Origin of the sequence: Pedobacter sp. Hv1 (assembly GCF_001412215.1) — a bacterium.
GTDB lineage: Bacteria > Bacteroidota > Bacteroidia > Sphingobacteriales > Sphingobacteriaceae > Pedobacter.
The window spans coordinates 64,484-87,584 of record NZ_LLWP01000012.1 but is presented as its reverse complement, the minus strand read 5'-3'; the positions used below and the strand labels follow the sequence as shown (position 1 = coordinate 87,584).

General features: G+C 36.3%; 17 protein-coding genes. 8 read left to right on the top strand and 9 right to left on the bottom strand.

Annotated features, from left to right (window positions below):
• Nucleotides 1-29 precede the first annotated feature (29 nt).
• A complete protein-coding gene (locus AQF98_RS20530; RefSeq protein WP_055133842.1) occupies nt 30-1,544 on the bottom strand; it encodes a family 16 glycosylhydrolase in 1,515 nt (504 codons plus the stop codon).
• Between the two features lie 152 nt (nt 1,545-1,696).
• Here AQF98_RS20530 and AQF98_RS20525 point away from each other — a divergent pair, with 152 nt between their 5' ends.
• Nucleotides 1,697-4,999, top strand: a complete 3,303-nt coding sequence (locus tag AQF98_RS20525; protein ID WP_055133841.1) for a DUF4175 family protein — start codon at nt 1,697-1,699, stop codon at nt 4,997-4,999.
• A 49-nt stretch (nt 5,000-5,048) separates the two neighbouring features.
• A complete protein-coding gene (gene ybeY, locus AQF98_RS20520; protein ID WP_055133840.1) occupies nt 5,049-5,468 on the top strand; it encodes an rRNA maturation RNase YbeY in 420 nt (139 codons plus the stop codon).
• A 138-nt stretch (nt 5,469-5,606) separates the two neighbouring features.
• On the opposite strand, the gene AQF98_RS20515 is transcribed toward ybeY, so the two are convergent.
• Entirely contained in the window at nt 5,607-6,272 is a 666-nt protein-coding gene (locus AQF98_RS20515; protein ID WP_082435210.1) for a PepSY-associated TM helix domain-containing protein, read from the bottom strand.
• A complete protein-coding gene (locus AQF98_RS20510; RefSeq protein ID WP_082435208.1) occupies nt 6,253-7,764 on the bottom strand; it encodes a DUF2271 domain-containing protein in 1,512 nt (503 codons plus the stop codon). The genes AQF98_RS20515 and AQF98_RS20510 overlap by 20 nt, the downstream gene beginning before the upstream one ends.
• 364 nt (nt 7,765-8,128) lie before the next feature.
• Between AQF98_RS20510 and AQF98_RS20505 the strand changes: the two genes are divergently transcribed.
• Nucleotides 8,129-8,749 (top strand): GIN domain-containing protein, encoded by a 621-nt coding sequence (locus tag AQF98_RS20505; protein WP_055133839.1) that lies wholly within the window; start codon nt 8,129-8,131, stop codon nt 8,747-8,749.
• Nucleotides 8,750-8,984: 235 nt separating this feature from the next.
• Here the strand turns inward: AQF98_RS20505 and AQF98_RS20500 are convergent, their stop codons facing one another.
• The 4 genes from AQF98_RS20500 to AQF98_RS20485 form a co-directional block, all read right to left on the bottom strand.
• Complete coding sequence (locus AQF98_RS20500; RefSeq protein ID WP_055133838.1) at nt 8,985-11,069, bottom strand: glycoside hydrolase family 2 TIM barrel-domain containing protein; 2,085 nt, start codon at nt 11,067-11,069, stop codon at nt 8,985-8,987.
• 23 nt (nt 11,070-11,092) lie between these two features.
• Entirely contained in the window at nt 11,093-11,752 is a 660-nt protein-coding gene (locus AQF98_RS20495) for a response regulator transcription factor (protein WP_055133837.1), read from the bottom strand.
• Nucleotides 11,745-12,689: a sensor histidine kinase gene (locus tag AQF98_RS20490; protein ID WP_055133836.1), complete on the bottom strand. Its 945-nt coding sequence runs from the start codon at nt 12,687-12,689 to the stop codon at nt 11,745-11,747. Before AQF98_RS20490 ends, AQF98_RS20495 begins: the two co-directional genes overlap by 8 nt.
• Nucleotides 12,690-12,814: 125 nt before the next feature.
• A complete protein-coding gene (locus AQF98_RS20485) occupies nt 12,815-13,348 on the bottom strand; it encodes a hypothetical protein (RefSeq protein WP_055133835.1) in 534 nt (177 codons plus the stop codon).
• A 296-nt stretch (nt 13,349-13,644) separates the two neighbouring features.
• On the opposite strand from AQF98_RS20485, the gene AQF98_RS20480 reads away from it, so the two are divergent.
• The 4 genes from AQF98_RS20480 to AQF98_RS20465 all read left to right on the top strand — a co-directional run bounded on the left by AQF98_RS20480 (nt 13,645) and on the right by AQF98_RS20465 (nt 19,457).
• On the top strand, nt 13,645-15,510 hold the full coding sequence (locus AQF98_RS20480; RefSeq protein ID WP_055133987.1) for an ABC-F family ATP-binding cassette domain-containing protein: 1,866 nt from the start codon (nt 13,645-13,647) through the stop codon (nt 15,508-15,510).
• Between the two features lies 1 nt (nt 15,511).
• On the top strand, nt 15,512-15,775 hold the full coding sequence (locus AQF98_RS20475) for a hypothetical protein (protein WP_055133834.1): 264 nt from the start codon (nt 15,512-15,514) through the stop codon (nt 15,773-15,775).
• Nucleotides 15,776-15,834: 59 nt separating this feature from the next.
• Nucleotides 15,835-17,697: a tRNA uridine-5-carboxymethylaminomethyl(34) synthesis enzyme MnmG gene (gene mnmG, locus AQF98_RS20470; RefSeq protein ID WP_055133833.1), complete on the top strand. Its 1,863-nt coding sequence runs from the start codon at nt 15,835-15,837 to the stop codon at nt 17,695-17,697.
• A gap of 215 nt (nt 17,698-17,912) precedes the next feature.
• Nucleotides 17,913-19,457: an Ig-like domain-containing protein gene (locus AQF98_RS20465; RefSeq protein WP_235524277.1), complete on the top strand. Its 1,545-nt coding sequence runs from the start codon at nt 17,913-17,915 to the stop codon at nt 19,455-19,457.
• On the opposite strand, the gene AQF98_RS20460 is transcribed toward AQF98_RS20465, so the two are convergent.
• The gene (locus tag AQF98_RS20460) at nt 19,458-19,967 is read right to left on the bottom strand and encodes a gamma carbonic anhydrase family protein (protein WP_055133831.1); all 510 of its coding nucleotides are present in this window, start codon (nt 19,965-19,967) and stop codon (nt 19,458-19,460) included.
• A gap of 100 nt (nt 19,968-20,067) precedes the next feature.
• A complete protein-coding gene (gene nadB, locus AQF98_RS20455) occupies nt 20,068-21,654 on the bottom strand; it encodes an L-aspartate oxidase (RefSeq protein ID WP_055133830.1) in 1,587 nt (528 codons plus the stop codon).
• A 453-nt stretch (nt 21,655-22,107) separates the two neighbouring features.
• Here nadB and nadA point away from each other — a divergent pair, with 453 nt between their 5' ends.
• A complete protein-coding gene (gene nadA, locus AQF98_RS20450) occupies nt 22,108-23,100 on the top strand; it encodes a quinolinate synthase NadA (RefSeq protein WP_200911937.1) in 993 nt (330 codons plus the stop codon).
• Nucleotide 23,101 lies beyond the last annotated feature (1 nt).

Genomic DNA, 23,101 nt, shown 5'->3' with positions numbered 1-23,101 from the left:
TCAGGATGCTTTTTTGTTTTATAGGGTTTTTACTTTTGAAAAACCCTTACATAATCTACCTTTAGCGTAGCTGGAAATACAGATTCATCTATCCCCTTTTTTCCACCCCAGTTTCCGCCAACTGCAACATTCATCAATAAATGAAACGTTTGGTCAAAAGGCCATTCTGGACTTCCTTTACCACTGTTCTTGAATGTCATGTATAAATTTCCATCAATAAAGAAGTCAATACGGTCTTTATACCATTCTACACCATAAACATGGTAAGCAGTATATAAGTCGTTCATTTTAAGCCCTTTTCCAAATTGCGTGTTGATGCTATGGTTAAAAGATTGGGTATGTATCGTTCCATAAACCGAATCTGGTTCATAACCCACATGCTCCATTACATCAATTTCGCCACTCTTTGGCCAATTTCCGTATTTCCAATCTGTTGGCAACATCCAAATGGCACCCCAAATGCCTTTTCCTTTTGGCAATATGGCTCTTACCTCTAAACGCCCGTATTTCCAATCAAATTTCTTACGACTGGCAATTCTTGCAGAAGTAAACTTCATACCTTCTTTATCCGCCTTACGGGCGATGATATTTAAATTGCCTTTATCTACCATTACATTTGCGGTATCTGCATTGGTATAAAACTGTTTTTCGTTGTTCCCCCAACCAGTTCCGCCAACATCGTAGGTCCAGTTTTTTGTATCAGGCAAACCTTTTCCGTTAAACTCATCAGACCATTTTAATTTCCAGCCCTTCTGAATAGGCGATTTTTTAATGGTTTCAAATAACAATTCGGGCTCGTTGGTGGTAATAAACTCTATTTCATTAGCCAATAACCATTCCATTTCGGGTACGGTATTAACTGTCCAAGCATTTACCGTTAAGCCTAATTTTTTTGAGGGGGTTATCCAATCATTTTTTTGAAAAACAGAATAATGGTAATCTGAGCCAAAAAAACCATCCGCTTTTAATTTTTCAGGAGCAACATCACCAGTAAGATAGGCCACTTTTGCATTTGGCATATGTCCAATAATGTAGGTACAGATATCGTAGCTAAAGCTGATATAGTCTACCCAAACTTCTGCTTTTAATTTTTTAACCATCTCAATTGCTCTTTGGGCTAGAAAAAGATCTCTTTCTTTACCCATATTTTGTGGTTTGAGCTCCAAAATAAGTTTGGTCTTTTTTTGAGTCATTCCGGTTTTTAAATAGCTTTCTAATGTTGGGATACTTTCTCCATTAGGCAGTTTTTTGGCCAATAATTGTTGGTAGGTAGATTTTGCGATAGGGATACCCAAAAAAGTGGCGTCGTGGTTCACTACCATCACACTGTCTAAAGTCATGTGGATATCGAATTCCGACCCAAAACAATTTAATCTAAATGCTTCTTTTAATGATGCTATAGAGTTTTCGGGCAAATTATTTTTTTTCCATGCACCTCTATGTGCAATAACCTGATTTTTATTCCAAGAAGTAATTTTTTTCTGTGCAATTACACTATTGGTAAGCATAGTTAAAAGCAAAACGGCAACTGATAATTGTTTCATGTGTGTATATTATAGGCTAAAAATATGATTTTGGCACAAAACTTACATTGATTTTTTGTTAACTTATGCCTGATAATTTAAAAATCGTTAAATAGACTGTATATTAGGCTATTTACACACACAATTTTTACCTTTATTTGCGTTTACAAAACATGGGCACTAATTACGACCTTTTAATTGCAAAGATCAATGAGTTCATCCGAAAGTTTTACTTAAATAAACTTTTGCGGGGAAGCATTTACGCTGCTGCAACTATTCTTGGTTTATATCTTTGTCTTTTTGTATTCGTTTATTATTCAAATCCGGGCACTACAACCAAAACGGTGCTGTTTTTTTCTTTCTTGTGCTGTTCAATTATGGCCATTGCCTATTGGATCATCAAACCTGCATTGGCCTATTTTAAACTGAGCAAAACTTTAAGTGTTGAGCAGGCAGCAAGTATTATTGGCGATCATTTTTTTAATGTTAAAGATCGCTTGTTAAACACCTTACAGCTCAAGACCCTTGCCGATAACTCGCCACAAAACAACCAACTGATTTTAGCTGGTATAGATCAAAAAATTGGCGATTTAAGACCTATCCCTTTTGCAAGTGCCATCAATCTGGGCGATAACAAAAAACACATTAAGTACATTTTATTGCCATTAGCAATTATCATTTTTATTGGTATTATTGCTCCTGCCATACTGAAAGAAGGCACCAATAGCTTTATTCGTTACAATGAAGAGGTGATCCCAAAGGCTCCTTTCAATTTTCAGCTTTTAAATAAAAACTTAACCGTTACACAGGGTGATGACCTGACCATAAAAATGCAATTGACAGGGAATGAGTTTCCGCAAGACATTTATATCGAAGATGGACCAAATACCTATAAATTGGAAAAGGAAAACATAAGCCATTTCAATTATACCTTCAAAAATGTTCAAAAGAACAAATCTTTGCGCTTTTTTGGTGGTGGTGTTAATTCTGCTTCATTTGTCATTTCCGTTAAACCACGTCCGTCTTTGTTAAACATGAGTGCGCAATTGGTTTATCCAGCTTATTTGAATAGAAAAAGTGAAGAAGTAAACAATGTTGGCGATTTATTAATCCCGGAAGGAACAAAGGTAAATTGGAAACTCCATACCGAAAATAGCGATGAGTTGGCCTTTATTCTACAAAACCAGACCTATCAGCTCAAAGTAAACGATAATGTGGCCAATTTTAGCACAACGGTACGCAAAAACAGTAATTACCGCATTGTACCCAAAAACTCTTTTGTAAGCAACACAGATTCTTTAAATCACCAGATTGCAGTTATTGCAGATCAGTTTCCGAGCATTTCAGTAATGGAAACCCCAGATTCTTTAAGTACAAAAGCCCTTTATTTTACTGGCAATATTGCCGATGATTATGGTTTTTCGTCTTTAAAGTTTAAGTATACAGTTAAAGAAGATGGCAAAATAGTAAGCGAGCAGGGCAAGCCCATTTCTATTAAAAACCAACAAATTGAAAATGCTTTTTTCTATTTATGGGACCTCAATACATTGGCCGTTAAGCCTGGCCAAGTTTTAGAATATTATTTTGAAGTAGCAGACAACGATGGGGTAAATGGCGCTAAAATTTCTCGTTCTGAAATTAAAACCTATCAGGTGCCAACCCAACAACAAATTGCCGCAAAACTGGCAGAGGGAAGCGAATCGTTAAAGCAAAAAATGGAATCGACCATTAAGCTGGCCAACAAGATTGAGAAAGACAGCAAAAAATTAAGTCAGGATTTATTAGATAAAAAACAGCTCAGCTTCGAGGATAAGAAACAGATTGAACAATTGCTTGACAAACAAAAACAACTGGAGGAAGCCGTTAAAGACATTAAAAAGCAAAACGAAAAGAATACGCTTCAAAAAGAAGAGAATGGTGCCATTAGCGAAGAATTAAAAGAAAAACAGAAACAGATAGACGAACTGTTTAACAATGTGCTCGATGAAAAAACCAAAGAGCTGTTACAGAAACTGCAACAGTTAATGGAAATGAACAATAAGGATCTCACAAGAGAAGAATTGTCTAAAATGCAGATGGACAATAAATCTTTAAAGAATGAATTAGATCGCATTTTAGAACTGTATAAACAATTAGAGTTTGAGCAGAACCTCCAAAATAAAATTGACCGTTTAAACGAAATGGCTAAACAACAAAAGGAGTTAAGTCAACAAACCAAAGACAAAAATGCACCATTATCCGATATCAAAAATAAACAAGACCAACTCAATAAAGACTTTAAAGATTTACAAAAAGAGCTTCAAAAACTAGCCGAGAAGAATCAGGAACTAGAGAAGCCTAATTCTTTTGAAAATCCAGAAAAACAAACCGAGCAGATTGAGAAAAATCAGCAGGAAAGTAAAGAACAGCTCAATAAAAACGACAAACAAAAGGCGGCTGAAAAACAACAGAAAGCCGGAGAGCAGATGGACCAACTTGCTCAGCAGATGCAAGAAAGTCAGCAAGCAGGGCAAGAAGAAGAATCAAAAACCAATGCAAAAGAATTACGCAGGTTATTAGAGAATCTTTTAAGCACTTCTTTCGAACAAGAAAAAGTAATGCTCAGTTTAAAGAAAATGAGCATGAACGATCCTTCTTATGTGGGCAACGTTCAGCAGCAGAATACCATTAAAGACAATATGAAAACGATTGCCGATAGTTTATTCTCATTAAGCAAAAGGGTTGCCCAAATTCAAAGCGTAGTTAATGCAGAAGTAGAAAAGATCAATTTCAATATTGGAAAATCTATCGACTTTTTAGGCGACAGAAGAACCGCTGAAGCCAATCGTTCGCAACAATTTGCCATGACCTCTATCAACAATTTGGCATTAATGTTAAATGAAGCACTAGAACAGATGCAAAAGCCCAAAGGTGGTAAAGGCAAAGGCAAACAAAGCATGCAAGATCTGCAAAAAATGCAAGAGCAACTGAACAAGAACATGCAGAATGCCCGCGATCAGATGGAGAAAGAAGGCAACAAAGGAACGGTACCAAAGGGAAGCATGAGTCAAGAGTTTGCCAAAATGGCCCAGCAGCAGCAAATGATTAGAGAGGCCCTGCAAAAAATAAATAAGGACGAGAATAAAGATGGCAAAGGATCTTTGGGCAATTTGAACCAAATGGTTCAGGAGATGAAACAAACCGAAATGGATTTGGTTAACAAAAGAATTGCAGACGAGACCATGAACCGCCAAAAGAATTTAATGACCAAGTTATTAGATGCAGATAAGGCACAACGTGAGCAAGACGAGGATTCGAAAAGAGAAAGTAAAGCAGCCAAAGAGTTTCCTCCTTCATATAAACAGATGCTTGATCAATTTAAAAAGCAACAACAAAGTGAAAGCGAGCTTTTGCAGAAACTTCCACCAAACCTAAATTATTACTACAAAAACAAAATCGCCGAATATTTTAAATTGCTAAATTCGCCCACTAAATAAACGTCATTTCTAAAATGGATTGATAAAGGCGTTTTTTAATCAAAATCGAATGGCAAAAATTAATTTCTTTACAGAAGACATCCAATATACGCTTAAGCAAAAAACAATCATCAGAAATTGGATTGCCACCACCATTACCGAAGAGGGCTATCAATTAACCGAGCTCAATTTCATTTTGTGCTCAGACGAATATTTACTGCGTATAAACCAAGATTTCCTTCAACATGACGATTATACCGATGTGATTACATTTGATCACTCAGAGGAGCTTAAAACGATTGCTGGCGATATTTTTATTTCTCTTGAGCGGATTAAAGAAAATGCCACCAATTTTAAATCGACTATAATAGATGAATTGTGCAGGGTAATGATCCACGGAACGCTTCACTTATTGGGATATAAAGACAAAACAAAGGCCGCCAAAACATTAATGACGGCCAAAGAAGATTTTTATTTGGCAAAAAGATAGCTTAAGCTGGTTGATTGTTCATTGGTTAATTGTTTAACTGGTTAACTGTTCATTCGTGTCATTGGTTCATTCGGTGATGAGTACCAATAATTCATACCCTCTTGTCATTGGTCTTCCGACCTCTGACTTTCCAGCTCCCTAAGGGACAAAGATGACATAGATCAGGTAACAGATAATTAAACCTACAATTCCTGTAACCAAGCCTGCAACACGTTTCTTTTTGATAAAGCACAAAAGAATCAATCCACTAAGAGAGATTAAGACCAGAAATACGGCCGAGATATCAATAATCCACGACCAACCTGCTCCAGAATCTCTTCCCTTGTGTAGGTCGTTCATTACGGCCACAATTCCCATTTTGATTTCCGAGACTTCGTATTTACCAGTTTCTCTATCAATAAAGGCATCGCAAGAGTAAGCTGGGCCTTTTAAAGACACGCTCAGCTCCGAATCATCGATCCTAAATTCGCTAACTGCTCCTTTAACCTGGTAGGTTTTGCGTAAAAACTCAACAATTTCTAGCTTGGCAATTTTGTTGGTGTCTGGGCTATTTACCCAATTCACATTCATTGCGCCCTTATACTTAACCACAACCTGTTTATCGCCACCAAACCATGTGGGATGATTGAGCGTTAAACCTGTTACCGAAAAGAACAGCACAATGGCAAAACTAACCATTGAAAGATAAATGTGTAACCAACGGGATAGTTTAGCTACATCTTTTTTTGGACTTGCCGATTTCTGAGCAGCTTTCTTCTTTGAAGTGAGTGCTGATGGTGCTGAATTATTTTTTATAGAAGTCAAAAGTTACGTTTGAAATTTCCACATTCCCTGCTGCAGTTGCTTTCTTAGCAGATTTTTTTAACTCCATTGGCTGGCGGATGATCTCGTCCGTTCCATGTTCTTTTGAGGTTTCGATAATGATGGTATATTTTCCCTGAGGAACATAATTTCCTTTATCGTCTTTTCCGTCCCATTTGATGGTATATTTTCCAGGAGAACGTGTTGCCCCAGTTACAGAAGCATAATTTTCTTTATCTGCCTTAAAGTTATCGCCATTAATGCGGTACCAGTTTCTTAAGTCTGGAACCCATTTGGTTTTGTTATACCATAGCGCCAAATTTCTTACCGCTACCTTATTCTCGTTTTCAACCCAAATAGCTGCAAACGGACGGTGAGTATTTCCTGCAATAGCATTCATTTCGAAAGTTACAGCCAATTCATATTTAGCATCCCATGGTTTTTCAGCACCATAGTTCACTGAATTGTTTTTTTCAGTTTTGGATGCAGTAGTGGTTGGATCAACCAATTCGTTCCATCCTTCACTCTCAACTCTTTTCCCGTCTTTGGTAATGATCAAATATTCTGCGTCTTTAACTGTAGCCGCCAATGCTTTACTTTCTGCTAAAGACAATACATTAAATGCGGTAGCTAAAGCACCTGCATCTGTAGCATTTGGGGCAATAACCGTGGCACTGATTACGCCTTCTACAGGTTTTGCGGTACGTGGATCAACAATGTGAGAATACCAGTTTTTACCAATCTGCTCGCCCCTACGGTAATTTCCGCTTGTTGCAACAGCACTATTACTTACCAATAAATGAGCCAGTGGCGCATCATTTTCTGCATTTGCTAAAGGATTGGTTACATTAACCTGATCTTTAACATCTCCTTTAATTACCAAATCTCCTCCAATATTTACCACAACAGCCCTAACTTTAGAAGAAGCCAAAGCTGCATCGCAAGCCAAGTTGATAATGTAACTTTTGGCGAAAGTGTTCATCACCAGTGGTGCATTACTTAATCTTGTAGCCGTTGAATTCTGTTGGTTCAATTGATAATGTGTTTGCTGCATGGTTGCTACAGCAGCATTCATTTCTGCTTTTGTAGGTAATTGCTGTTTTTTTGCCGCATCAACCCATAGTTTTCCTGCTACAGCTGCCGAAGCATCTAAAGCACCATGAGTACGGTTTTTCCATTGCTCAAAAAGGCTAAGCATATCAAATAGCTCTTTAGAAACTTTAACAGGTTTATTCAAATCTTGTTTCATCCATCTGCTAAACTCGCTATTGGTATCATACGCACTAAAAACAGCCGAAAGTCTATTAATTTCAGCCAAAGCTGCGGTCTCTGCTTTTTCTGCTTCTGCCTCAGTGTTACTTGTAAATTTAAATTCAAGCGATGTACCTAATACATTTTCGTAGTGTGATACATATAAACGTTGATTGGCATTTTCTATACGTGGCTGTGTACCAACCAACAAGAAAGCGACTAGCATGGAGGCAAATACTTTCATTTCATTATTAAGTTTAATTCTAAATAGCTACAAATGTAAAATCTAAATTTGGATTTATGTGCTCTATGACTGTTTTTTTTACTTAAAAGTTTAAAGCATATTCCAATTTACACCTTCATCATCAACCAAGTAGGCTAAACCTGTGGCTTTACCCCAAACGATCAGAAAAGTTTAATTTTTTCTTTGCCAGTTGGTCGAAAAATTACGGGCGTTCGTCGAGAGTTACCCATTGCTGGTATAATACAGGCATTTACGATGCAACCTTTTGCATTTTGTGATGTCTTATATACGAAACCAGCCTGATAATGGGCGGCGACAAAAAAGAATTATTAGTTATAAACAAAGATTTTAAAAAAATAAAAATATGAAAACTTCTATCAAAACCTTAATCGCATTAGCTATCACAGCAGTAACATTAACAAGCTCTTCAGTAATTGCTAAAGCTGCAGATCAAAAAGCTGTAACTGTATTATCTGAAGTTAAAAAAGTAAACAAAATCAATGTATCTGGTAACGTTGAACTGATCTTGGTTCAAAGTGCAGACGAGAGTGTTAAAGTTAACGACAACTATTTCTCTAAAAATGCATTGGTACAACAAAAAGATGGCGAGTTGCGTATCAGCTCTTTCAACAAAGAAACTTTAACTGTTGTAGTTTACGTAAGCAACTTAAGCTCAATTACAGCTTCTGACAATGCAGTAGTAAAAACTTTTGGACAGTTCAGTGCTTTAAACTTAGAGGTTAACCTTAAAGACCAAGCAACAGCTACTTTAAATACAAACACCATTAGCTTGTATACTAACTTAACTGGTCAATCTAGCTTAACTTTAACTGGTAATACTTCTGATTACTCTGCTGTAATGGGTAGTGTTGCAAAAGTAAACATGGCACAATTTGCTGCAGAAAGCACTAACATTCAATCACAAAATGTAAGCATGGCTAAAACTGTTGCTCCAGCTACAATTGCTGATTTATATACCTTATAAAATTCATAATCCATCATAAATTTTAGTTTAGTTTTTAGTTTAGTAAAAAAATGCGGGTGGATGTCCGCATTTTTTTTGCTTTTGATTTAAGCCGATTGATAATTTTATACCCTGGGCATAGTTGTTTTATGCCTACCAATTGTAAATACTAAACAGAACACCTAGTTTTGGTTAATTAATATTTTAAGAAAGCGGATGGATGTCCGCTTTTTTCTTTCCTCAACTTTTGCCGTTCTTATTTTTTTACCTCTCCCTTAAACATCCAACTCATCTCATCATTCAAGATCTTTCCGTCTTTTCTCGCGTTGGTTTTGATTATATTTTTACCTTTTTTAAGCACTACATCATAAGCATACAGAAAGCCTGTAGTATCTATAACAGGTGCAACTATTACTTTTTTGCCATTTAAGAATAGTTCTGGTTTTCCCACATTAGAATATATTCTGACCTGTGTTTTGGCGTTTTTACGATCGACAACCCTTCTTTCCGATAAATAAAGAACGGGCTCTTTACTCCAATTTGCTTTATACCAATAAAAAACATCTTTCTTTAGTTTACGGTCGAAAGTGACCAAGCCTTTGGTATTTCGAGCAGGCACTCCCCCTCTGCTCCACATGGGTACAGCAAAATCGAACATGTTCCAAATGTAAGAGGCAATAATGTAGGGATGTTTAGCAATAATTGGCCATTGCTGTTCATGAACCTTAGTTTCGAAAGTTTCTGGCAAATAAGGTCCATTATAATTTCCAACAGTATCACTTACCAAAGCTGCTTCTTTTTGCTGAAAAACATTCCCATCGGCTCCATACTCTGTTAACATCATTTTATAGTTTGGATAAGCTTTTTCAAGACCTGTGGCCCAAAGCTCCATGTCAAGAATCTTTCCATTGTATGTGCCCCAGTACCTATTCATTCCTTGTATATCGGTGGTCAAATTAGCTGGTCTGGTCATTTCTCCATATCCAGTTACACTTACCGTATACCTATCTGGATCAAGTGTTTTAGCAACATCGTTAAGGTCGCGAGATACTGTAGCCACATAATCAGCTGGATTTCTGGCATAAACTTCATTGTGTAGTCCCCAGGTATAAATAGAAGGATGGTTAAAATTTTGTTTAACCAACTCCATCATTTGCTGTTTGGCATTTTCTGCCTCTTCTCCAGTTTGTGCATTTACAAATGGTATTTCGGCCCAAATTACCATGCCCATGGTATCACAAAGCGAATACATAAATTCTGCCTGTTGGTAATGTGCAAACCTAATGGTGGTTGCACCCATTTCTTTGATCATCTCTAAATCTTCTCTGTGTTGGTCGTTCGTTAAAGCATTGCCATAACCCCATCTATCTTGGTGCCTACACACGCCATACATCGGATAAGGCTTATCATTCAATAAAAACTCTTTTCCGGCTATAATTTCAAATTTTCTAATGCCTAGCGGTTGTTCTACTTCGTCTATAACCTCATTGTTCCGCAGAATACTCACTTTCATTTTGTACAAATAAGGGTCGGCCAAACCTTGCCATAGGTGTGGATTTTTAAGCACAAATTCTTGTCTAAAACTTTGGCGCCCTTGTGGCGAACACAATTCTTTTGTGGTATGGCTCGATACTACCTTCCCTTCTTTATTGTAAACTGTACTTACAATTTCGAGGGCTTGTGCTGTTGTTTCTTTATTTTCTAACTTAACTTCAAAAGCAATATTGGCAGATTCTTTACTTACGTTTTTTTGCGTAATGTAAATGCCGGGAGAAGCATAATCCGTTGTTGTAATATTTACTTTGTTGGTTACAATTAAACTTACAGGACGATAAATACCTCCATAAATGCCAAATAAGAAGTGGTTTACTGGAATTACATCTTTACGGGCCGTATTATTTGCCTTTACCAAAATGGTATTCTCTTTCCCTAAGTTCACATCATAGGTAAGCTCCACACAAAAAGCACTATAAGAGCCTTTATGTTTACCTACAGATTTTCCATTTACAAGAACTTCGGCAACCTGACCAACACCTTCGAACCGCAAAAACAATCGTTTATTTTTATATTCTTCTCCCAGAAATACTATTTTTTGATATTGCCCCTCGCCCTCATAGAAATCTTTACCCAATTGCATATCAACAGCATTCCAGGTATGTGGCAAACTTACCTTTTGCCAATTGTCCTTGCCATCCATTTTTTTAAATTCCCAATCGGTATTAAATGAAAGGTTTTGACGGGCTGTTGTTTCTTGAGCAGACACAGTTGCAGCAATGAGCCAAAGCAGACTAAAAATTAGGTTTTTTAGCTGTGGTTGAAATTTCAGGGGGTTACTCATCATTTATTTCATCTAAATATGTTTGATTAAAGATCTGGTTGATCTAATTGCTCTAAACCGCTTTTAATGGCAAACTTGACCAAGCCCACCGTGCTTTTGCTTTTGGTCTTTTCTAGTATATTTTGCCGATGGTTGTCTACTGTTTTCTTACTGATAAAGAGTTGCTCGGCAATTTCTTCGCTTGTAAATTCTTTTACAATCAAGCTTAAAACCTCTTTCTCTCTTAAGGTAAGTTGTGCCAATAGTTTATCCTGTATCTTTTGTTTGTTGTATTGACCATAAATGATCGGCACAATATCTTGCGAAAAATAAGTACCTCCGTTATGAATGCGGTGCAAAGCCTGCAATAGCTCTGTACGACCTGCATTTTTAAGAATATAACCATCTGCTTCGGCCATGATCGATTCCTTAACCGCAGCCGAATTGGTATACATAGAAAGAATAAGCACCTGTATATGAGGAAATTCAGATTTAACCATTTTACAAAGCTGTGGGCCTGTTAACAAAGGCATACTGATATCTGTCAATAAAATTTGATAGTTATTGGGGTTTGCGGCAATCAGCTCAAAAGCTTCTTGCCCATTATTTGCCTCAGCAATAATTTGATATTCACTTTCATTGCTCAACATACTTTTAATGCCATCAACAACCATTTGATGATCATCTACAATTAAAATATTAATCATTACTGCGGTGGTTTGGAAGGCTAATTTGGACCTGATTTTCTGTTATTTTTTTTACTTGGTTTTGTAATGTTCCGTCCATTAGGTCGATCCATACAGCAATATTTTCCCAACTCTTCTTTCTATCTCCTTGTACTTTCTTCACCTCCATTATTGCTCCATTATCCGTTATTTCGAAGAGAAGATTCTGCTGATTTTGGTGTATTTTGATCTTAATTTCAGTGGCTTGAGCATATTTAATCCGATCGGCTAAAACTTCCTGCACAACACTGTAAATGGAAAGCGTTCTATTCTTTTCCAATTGAACCTGTTCTTTTTGATCTGATAGCTGAAGTTCTATTTTCGCAACTTCTTGTTGATTTATTTTGTAGCAAAGTTCTTCAATAGCACTAAAAAGCCCAAAATTTAACCCCTCAGGAAGCAGTTGCTGAGAAATATTTCTCAGTTCACTTGCCGTTTTATCTATTAAATTTAAGGTGCTATTTAACCGTGTATCGTTTTGAGCATCGAAAGCTAAATTAGACAGATTCATTTTGGCAACCGCCAACATCTGGCCAATGTTGTTATGGATATCTTTGGCCATCAGTATCCGTTCATCTTGCGCATGCTCCAATAAGGATTTAACGGCCCTTTTTTGATCGGCCATTTGTTTGATCAATGCATTTAATTTCTGTTTTTCTTTGAGTCGATAATAAAGCAGCAAACTAACCAAAAGGATCAGCATTAAGCTCACCATTAAAACATTATTTCGTCGTTTCTCTAAAGATTGTTCGACTAATACCATACTTTTTTGTGGAACAATTTGGCCGCTGTCTTTTTTATAGTCCTGCGTTGCAGTTGCTTTTACATTTTGTACCAAACAACAATAGAAAGGAATAAACAAAAAAACCAATAACATCATTATTGGCAGCAAACGGCTTCTATTTATCGCATCAATCATCGCATAATATTACATATATTTTAAATTAATCAGCAAAATTTGAGCACAAAAAACAACGGAGTTGCAATCATGTTGCAACTCCGTTGTTGAAATTTAATAATTAAAAACCTCTTGTTTAGCCTACTTTAATTAATTACCCCTTTAAAAGTCCCTTGTTCAACAAATGCCTGTTTACCCGTACCATTAAATGCCACAAAATAAAATGTGCCTTCCACGTTTTTGCCATCTATCTTGGTAATGTTAAGCTCACCTCCTCCGGTAGCATTATCTGTTGAGTAATTGATCTCCTTATCGGTTGGTTTGGTATAATCTTTAGTAAGGGTTGCACCACCATTTCCACTTAGCTTTGCTCCAAATTTAATCACACCAGTAGCTGTAACTTTCTTAAATACGATCACGTTCAGGCTTTCTTTGGTGCCGTCTTTTATTGCTGTAATAGAAAACGTACTTGGATCGATTCCGGCAACAGACGGCAAGTTTGTTTGCACTATCCCCGCTGTTGTTGAAGAAAATTTACCAGAGCTACCATTGTCAAAGCCATAATTGCTTGCTGTTACTGTTGCATTCCCCCCTGCCGCATTTTCTGGGTCTGTTTTGTCTTTTTTGCATGCGCCCAAAACCGCGATGAGCATCATCATGCCTACTGTTATCTTTTTCATTTTTCTTTGGTTTTTGTATTGCTTTCCCTAGCATTTCAATAGAAAAACTTGTTTAAATGTTAAGCTATTGACTTGCTGTACAAAGGTCTACATCGGATATTGTTAGCACAATAAGTACAGGTACTATAAATGATAGGTATAAGTACCTATTCGTTGAATTCCTTTTGTATCCCTTCTGTTATTTTTTGGTTATTTTCATTCCCACTTTTGTATATAAATACCTTTCAAACCTATACCAAGATTTTATTGATTACTTTTGCAGTAATTTCTTATTAGATAAATCGTTAAAAAATACTTTGAGTACACTAATTGCAGCCGAAGGCTTAGGCCATGCTTACCATGATGAATGGCTTTTCAAAAATTTAACACTAGGCATTAATCCTGGTCAGCGTGTAGCGTTGGTTGGTATTAATGGAGCTGGTAAAAGCACACTATTAAAATTACTTGCCGAACGATTTGCCCCTCTTGAAGGGAAAATTGTTAAAAATAAAGCCGTAAAAATTGGCTTTTTAGATCAAGAACCTTCCTTCCCTGATGGATATTCAATCAGTGATTTCATTTTTTCGCTGGAGAATAAACAGCAGCAACTGATTAGGGAATATGAAGAATTGATTGAAGATCCAAACCCGGACGAAAAAACATTGAATCGTTTATATGAAGAATTAAGCGAACACAATGCATGGGAATATGAGCACGAGATCAAGACTATTTTGAGTCGAATGGGAATTAACCATTTGCAGCAAAAAATAGATACGCTTTCTGGTGGACAGAAAAAACGTTTGGCTTTAGCTAAACTGTTAATCGAAGATCCTGAAATTTATGTGTTAGACGAGCCTACCAACCATTTGGATATAGACACCATTGAATGGTTAGAGAAGCTATTAACCTCTGGCAATAAAACCATCCTTCTGGTAACACACGATAGGTACTTTTTGGATAATGTTTGTAATACCATTGTGGAGCTGGATAGAGGAAAAATTTTCAATTACAACGGAAATTATGCCTATTTCTTAGAAAAGAAAGCTGAAAGGGAAGCCTCAGACGAAAGCACTTTTCAGAAGAACAAGAACCTATTGAAGAAAGAATTGGAGTGGATGAGGCGCATGCCAGCTGCCCGTACTACCAAATCTCAATCGAGAATAGATGCTTTTTACGATTTAGAAGATAAAACTAAGCAACGTTCTGACAATCAAAAAGTTACCTTAAATGTAAAGATGGCTCGCCAAGGAAATAAAATTCTCGAGTTGAACCATATTGGACAAACCTTTGATGATAAAAAAATCATTAATGATTTTACTTACACCTTTAAAAAAGGCGATAGAATTGGTTTAGCTGGTAAAAATGGAACCGGAAAGTCGACCTTACTCAATATCATTACTGGGTTTTTAAAGCCAGAAAAAGGGAATGTTGATGTGGGTGATACCACAGTTTATGGTTATTACAAACAAGGCGGTTTAGCTTTCAATGGTAAAGAACGGGTAATTGATATTGTAAAATCTGATGCAGAATATATCAAAATGGCTGATGGGCAAACCATCTCTGCCTCGGCATTATTAACGTTATTTCTCTTCCCCCCTAAAAAGCAACATGGCATGGTAGAGAAATTAAGCGGTGGCGAAAAGAAGCGTTTGCACTTGATGAAAGTGTTAATGCAAAACCCTAACTTCTTAATTTTGGATGAGCCGACCAACGATTTGGATATAGATACCTTAAACGTTCTGGAAGAGTTTTTAGAAAATTTCCCTGGTGTTTTGATCTTAGTTTCGCACGATAGATACTTGTTAGATAAAATGAGTGAGCAACTATTTATCATGGAAGGCAATGGTGGAGTAAGCATTTACAATGGCAATTATTCTGAATATCGAATTAGCTTAGACAATGCAAAAGATAATCCAGCTCCAAAAAAAGCAAAAATTGAAGAGCCTATTGCAGTGGCTGCTCCAAAAAAATTAAGCTTTAAAGAGCAAAAAGAATTGGATGAGATTGAGCAAACTGTGGCCAACAAAGAAGCAGAAATAGAAAAACTAACTGGTTCTTTGAATGAAATTGACGCTGCTGATTATTTAAAAATTCAAGAAGTTTCTGCTGAAATAGAAAAGCTAAACAAACAATTAGAAGAGATTATGGAGCGTTGGGTAGAACTTTCTGATAAAACAAGTTAAAATGAAACCGTCAGATTTAATTGCAACCATTGGTGTAAGCATCTTATTAATTGCTTTTTTCTTGCAAAGTTTAAAGGTAATTAAAGCTGAAAGTTATACTTATGGCCTATTGAATCTTTTCGGCGCCGCAATTGCAGGCTATTCATCATGGCTCATTTCCTTTATCCCTTTCGTGATATTGGAAGCCGTTTGGTGCATGGTTGCAGTATATGGCCTGATTAAATTATACACAAAAAAAGAAACGTTTCACGTGAAACAAGATTAATTGTTGTTCCAATTTTAATTAATTTTGCTTTGTTTCACGTGAAACAAAATCATAAATCGATGTTTAAAGAATATGATGTAATTGTTGTTGGCGCTGGTCATGCGGGCTGTGAAGCCGCTGCCGCTGCTGCAAACCTAGGCTCTTCTGTACTATTGGTAACCATGAATATGGAGACCATTGCACAAATGAGTTGCAACCCCGCTATGGGCGGTGTTGCCAAGGGACAAATTGTGAGAGAGATTGATGCAATGGGTGGTTACTCGGGCATCATTGCCGATAAAACAACTCTGCAGTTCCGAATGCTTAACAAATCTAAAGGTCCTGCCATGTGGAGCCCAAGAGCGCAAAACGACAGAAAAAGATTTGCAGAAGAATGGAGATTGGCGCTAGAGCGAACACCAAATGTAGACTTCTGGCAAGAAATGGTTGGCAGTTTAATTGTTAAAAACAATACGGTTGTAGGCGTTAAAACCGCTTTAGGTGTAGAGATTATGGGCAAAGCAGTAGTGCTTACCAATGGTACTTTTTTAAATGGTTTGATCCATATTGGAGAGAAGAAATTTGGTGGTGGCCGTACTGGTGAAAAAGCGGCAACTGGAATTACCGAACAATTGACCTCTTTAGGTTTTGAAGCTGGCAGAATGAAAACAGGAACTCCTCCCCGAGTTGATGGCAGATCTTTAAACTATGCTTTAATGGAAGAGCAATGGGGAGATGAAGACCCTGGAAGATTTTCTTACACCAATGTAGAAAGACCAACCGACCAACGTTGCTGTTGGATTACTTATACCAATAGTGCCGTACACGAAACCCTAAAAGAAGGTTTCGAAAAATCGCCAATGTTTACTGGCAGAATTAAAGGTTTAGGTCCAAGATACTGCCCTTCTATTGAAGATAAAATTAACCGCTTTGCCGAAAGAGAAAGACACCAGATCTTTGTTGAACCGGAAGGCTGGAACACTTGCGAAATTTATGTGAATGGTTTCTCTACCTCTCTCCCAGAAGATGTTCAATATAAAGCGTTGACCCAAATACCAGGCTTTGAAAATGCCAAGATGTTTAGGCCAGGATATGCTATAGAATATGATTATTTTCCACCTACACAGCTTTCATTAACGCTCGAAACCAAATTAATCAGTAATTTGTTCTTTGCAGGTCAAATTAATGGAACAACTGGATACGAAGAGGCTGCTAGTCAGGGCTTTATAGCCGGAATTAACGCCCATCAGAAGGTTACAGACCAGCATGAGTTGATTATGAAACGTTCTGAGTCGTATATTGGCGTATTGATAGATGATTTAGTAACCAAAGGAACCGAAGAACCGTATCGCATGTTTACCTCAAGAGCAGAACACCGCTTGTTATTGAGACAAGACAATGCAGATATTCGGCTCTCCCCTATTGCACATCAATTAGGTTTGATTAATGATGAGCGTTTAAGTATCGTTAACCAAAAGGTTGCGAACTCAGATCATATTGTTGCCTTTACTAAAAAACAAGGTGTTGAAATGGGAGAAGCCAATGCACTCTTAGAAAGTTTAGGAACAGCGGCATTGACCCAAAACGTAAAACTATTCAATGTGTTGAGCAGACCACAGGTGGGCATCAATGATATCAGAAAAGTGAGTCCGGCATTTGATCAACTTTTAAATACCTTCGATAAGGAAACGGTTGAACAAGCAGAGATTAAAATCAAGTACGAAAGCTATTTCGAAAAAGAGAATGAGATTGTAAACAAAATGCAAAAGATGGAAGACAAATCGATCAATCCAGAATTTGATTATAACAAGTTGCTTTCGCTCTCAAAAGAGGCAAGAGAAAAATTGTTGAAAATTAAACCGCGTACCCTAGGGCAAGCTTCTCGAATTTCTGGCGTTTCTCCTTCAGATATCTCGGTTTTAATGGTTCATATTACAAAATAAGATTATAATGTTGGTTTTCAATAGCTTAGCTAATATTTAAACCGACGCAATTTAAAGCGATATGAGCGATTTTCTAAAAACTTTAATGATATCTATTAAAAAAGAGGTTAAATTAATTATACATCATATAAATGCGTAAAAACAGCAGGCTCTCAAATTATAGTTTTTTTTCACTGGCTATACTCACAATTGCATTAATTTATAGCTGTGCCAGCATGCGTTCTCCAGAAGGTGGTCCGAAAGATAACAAACCACCCAAGGTTTTAAAAATGGAACCGAAAAATTTCACGACCAATTTTAAAGCACAACAAATTACAATTGAGTTCGACGAATATTTTAATTTACAAAGTGAATTTAAAGAGGTTTCAATTTCTCCAGAATTGGAAAAACCATTGGTGCTTAAAAAACGTCAGAAAAAATTGGAAATCACATTTCCAGACAGCTTAGAAAAAAATACCACTTACACGATAAATTTTGGTAAAGCCATTGTGGATGTAAATGAAGGAAACGTACTCAAAAATTTTAGCTATGTTTTTTCTACTGGACCTAAATTAGACTCCTTGAGTATTTCAGGAAAAGTTACGAACACCTTAACGGGCAAACCAGAAATTGAAGCTACAGTTTTCATTTTCCCTTTAGAGCGAGATACCCTTTTCGGAAAAAAGAAACCTTCAATTTATACTTTAACAGATAGTAGTGGCAACTATAGATTAAGCAATCTCAAAAAGGAAACACTTAAAATCTACGCCATGAAAGAAACCAATGGCGATAAAATCTATCAGCAAGCTACAGATCAAATTGGTTTTATCAAAGCACCTATTGCACTGAGCAAAGATACAGCGAACGTGAATATTGGTGTTTTTAAAGAGCTAGCAAGCACATTTAGGATTGTAGATAGAAAACTCAATGCAGATGGCAGTATCTCCTTTATTTTTAACCAACAACTGGTTAAGCCAGAATTGGTAGTACTTGATTCTAAGGCAAATGACGAAAGCAAAATTGTCCGTTTTACAAAAAACAACGACTCTGCTAAAGTCTGGTTAAAAGATTTAAGCTTTGATTCTGTTAGAATTGCGATTAAAAGCGACGGAAAACCATTAGATACTGTTAATTTTACGAGAGGTAAAAAAGATACTTACAACAGGGTAGTTTTATTAACAGATAACTTAGAGGCTGGCCTTCTCAATCCAAATAAACCATATCGTTTATTTTTAAATTTCCCGATAGACAAAATAGATCTTACTAAAATTAAGTTTTTAGAAGATTCAATTCCAAGAACAAATTTTACCTTAGAAAAAGACAGTTCAAATGTATTGGCCTACACCCTAAACTATCCCTGGAAAAAAGGACGTCCCTATATCATCTCTTTCAAAGAGGGTACTTTCACCGAGCTTTTTGGTACAAAGAACAAGGATATCAACAAAACATTTAAACTGGCCAGTGCAGATGATTATGGTTCAATTATTTTAAATGCTGAAGTTCCTGAACCTAATAAAAGTTACATTGTAGAATTGGTAAACGACAAAAAAGAAGTGGTTAACCAACAAGTGATTACCAAAAATGGAAAAGTAATTTTTGCCAATTATAGAACTGGTATATACCTAGTTAGGGTTGTTTACGACGACAATAAGAACGGTAAATGGGATACTGGAAGTGTAAAAAATCAAACACAGCCAGAAAAAATCTGGTACGAACCAGAAGAACGTTCCATTAGAGCAAATTGGGAACGTGAACATCCTTTAATTATTCCTAAACAGTAATTATCTGAACCAATCAGAATACATGATATAATTATCTGGTAATTTATCTAATAAAGCCCTTTGCTCTAATGTAATGGGCTTTATTTTTTTTGCAGGTGTACCCGCATATAGGTACCCACTTTCGCAGATGGTGTTCTCCAATACAACAGATCCTGCTGCAATGATACAGTACTCTTCAATTACTGCATGATCCATTACAATAGCCCCCATCCCAATTAAAACGTTATCCTTTACATCACAACCGTGTACAATGGCATTATGACCAACAGAAACTCTATTGCCAATATGTGTAGCTGCTTTTAAATAAGTAGCATGAATAACTGCACCATCTTGAATATTGGTATCATTACCTATGGTGATGCGATTTACATCTCCCCTAATCACGGCATTGAACCAAACTGAACAATTATCGCCCATGCTTACATCACCAACAATGGTGGCATTAGGTGCAATGAAACTATTTTCTCCCCATTTCGGAAAAACTTCTTTAACTGGTAATATAACTGGCATTTGGTAAGGTATGAATTTGAGTATTGAGATATGAGCAACTGTCAGTCTGAGCTTGTCGAAGACCTTTAATAGATGCTTCGACAGGCTCAGCATGACAAAGTTAAATAATTGTATCTACTAATTCCTTAGCATGTTCTGGATAATCTGTAGTATAGTGTAATCCTCTACTTTCCTTTCTGGCAACAGCAGATTTAATGACCATATAAGCCACTTGGATTACATTTCTTAATTCGCATAATTTTACAGAAACCTTATTTTTTTTGTAAAACTCTTCTGTTTCTTCATACAAAAGGAATAGACGGCGCATTGCCCTATCTAACCTAAAATCAGAACGCACAATACCTACATAATCGCTCATAATTTTTTGTGTTTCACGTAAATTATGGGTTACTAAAATATCTTCGTTAGATTGGGTTACACCCTGCTCATTCCATTCAGGTATTTCTTCAGGAATAATATTCTTTTGATAATTTTCTAATGCAGATAAGAAGATGCGATGGGCAAAAACAGTAGCTTCTAATAAAGAATTGGATGCCAAACGATTAGCGCCATGCAATCCGGTTGATGAAACTTCACCGCAGGCATATAAGTTGTTGATAGAAGATTTTCCATATTCGTCAACCAAAATACCTCCACACATGTAATGCGCTGCAGGTGTAACAGGGATCCAATCTTTGGTCATGTCTATCCCTATCGATAAACATTTGGCATAGATATTAGGAAAATGAGTTAAAATATCTGCCTTTTTTCGCATGGTAATATCCAGGTAAACAAAATCATCACCAGATTTTTTCATTTCTGCATCTATGGCACGAGCAACAATATCACGTGGAGCTAAAGAACCACGTTCATCATATTCGTACATAAATTCTTCTCCATTTTTCCTTTTCAATACACCTCCAAAACCTCTAACTGCTTCAGAAATTAAAAAAGAAGGATACTCTCCGGGGTTATATAAAGCCGTTGGATGAAACTGGATAAACTCCATATTTCTAATTTTTCCCTTTGCTCTATAAACCATTGCCATTCCATCGCCCGTAGCAATAACCGGATTAGTAGTTGTGGAATATACGTGGCCAGCGCCACCAGAAGCCATTACCGTAACACTTGCTAATATCTTTTCCACATCGTTAAGCTCTGTGTTAAAGGCATATATACCATAACAGTTAACATCTTCACTACTCTTATCCACATGTTCACCTAGGTGGTGCTGGGTAATCAGCTCCAAACAGAAGTAATGTGTTAATATCTCTATGTTTTCATTTTCATGAATCTGTTTCAATAAAACACTCTCTATTTCGTAGCCAGTAATATCTTTATAGTGCAAAACGCGATGCTCAGAATGACCACCTTCTTTAGCTAAATCAAAAACTCCCGCATGGTTCTTATCAAAGTTAATCCCGTAATCTATAATCTCTTGTATTCTTTCAGGGCCTTCTTTTACTACAATTTCTACAATATTTTTATCGCATAAACCATCGCCTGCAATCAGTGTATCTTCAATATGTTTTTCAAACGAATCAGACTTATCCACAACTACAGCTACCCCACCTTGCGCATATTTGGTATTGGATTCGTCTTCATTAGACTTGGTCACAATTAAAACTTTTCCGTGTTGTGCAGCCTTTAAAGCAAAACTCAACCCTGCTATACCTGATCCTATCACTAGGAAATCAACTTTTCTCATTAAATATTAACGTAAATCAAACAATTGTTAACAACATCACAAATAGTGTTAACAGAATGTATAAATAAAATCAACAACTATTTTTGAATGTTTAAAGCTAAGTTAAAAACGTAATTTGACACAATCTTTTACATTATTTTTAAGCAACTTTGCATAGTTTATTAACTTTTTACTACCAAACTAACAATACACATTTTGGTATTGATAAAATAATAGTCAAAATAGTATAACGTTGTAAATCAGGATAAGTTTATCTTAAAAATTAAATATAAATGTTGGTAACTATAGGATAACTCATTTTACACCATTTAAAAACAAATTTTGTTAACAATACCAACACCTTAATAAGTAATAGGATTCTTTATATATAAAATAATTATAATTTATTGTACTGTTGAAACCTCCGTATCTTTACCAAAGTTCGATGGCCAATAAAAGAAAGCGATGATGACTATGGATGTCTTAGAAGAATTAAATAGAAAAGGTTTTGTAGAGGAAAAAATTGATCCTACCCTAGATCTATTTGAAGAAATAGAAAAATTAAAAAAAGAGAAAAATGCAGTTGTATTAGCGCATTATTATCAAGAACCTGATATACAGGATATTGCTGATTACATAGGAGATAGTTTAGGTCTTTCTCAAGAAGCTGCTAAAACAGATGCTGATATTATTGTTTTTGCTGGAGTGCACTTTATGGCAGAAACTGCTAAAATTTTATCACCAGAAAAGACGGTATTATTGCCAGATTTAAAAGCTGGATGTTCTTTGGCCGATAGTTGTCCACCACATTTGTTTAAAAAGTTCAAAGAGAAATATCCAGATCATTTGGTGATTACCTATGTCAACTGTACTGCAGAGCTAAAGGCTTTGAGTGATATTGTTTGTACTTCAACAAATGCTGTTCAAATTGTGGAAAGTTTACCCAAAGACCAGAAGATTATTTTTGGACCGGATAAAAATTTGGGTGCATGGGTAGCCAAAAAAACAGGTAGAGACCTGGTATTGTGGAATGGAGCTTGTATGGTACATGAGATCTTTTCTAGAGAAAAAATTACCAAACTAAAAGAACGCCATCCAAATGCCAAGTTTATTGCACATCCAGAATGTGAAGAAGCAGTATTGGCAATGGCCGATTATATTGGTTCTACAACGGGATTGTTGAAATATTCGATCAATAACGATGCTCAAGAATTTATTGTAGCCACAGAGAGTGGTATTATCCATCAAATGGAGAAGGCCAATCCAACTAAAACATTTATTCCAGCACCACCAAACAACAGTTGTGCCTGTAATGATTGCCCTTATATGAAGAGAAATACATTAGAAAAATTGTATTTGTGTTTAAAAAATGGACTTCCAGAAGTAAGTGTACCGGCTGATATTATTGTGCAGGCCCGTAAACCAATAGAAAGAATGTTAGAGATATCTGCCAGTTTAGGCTTATAAA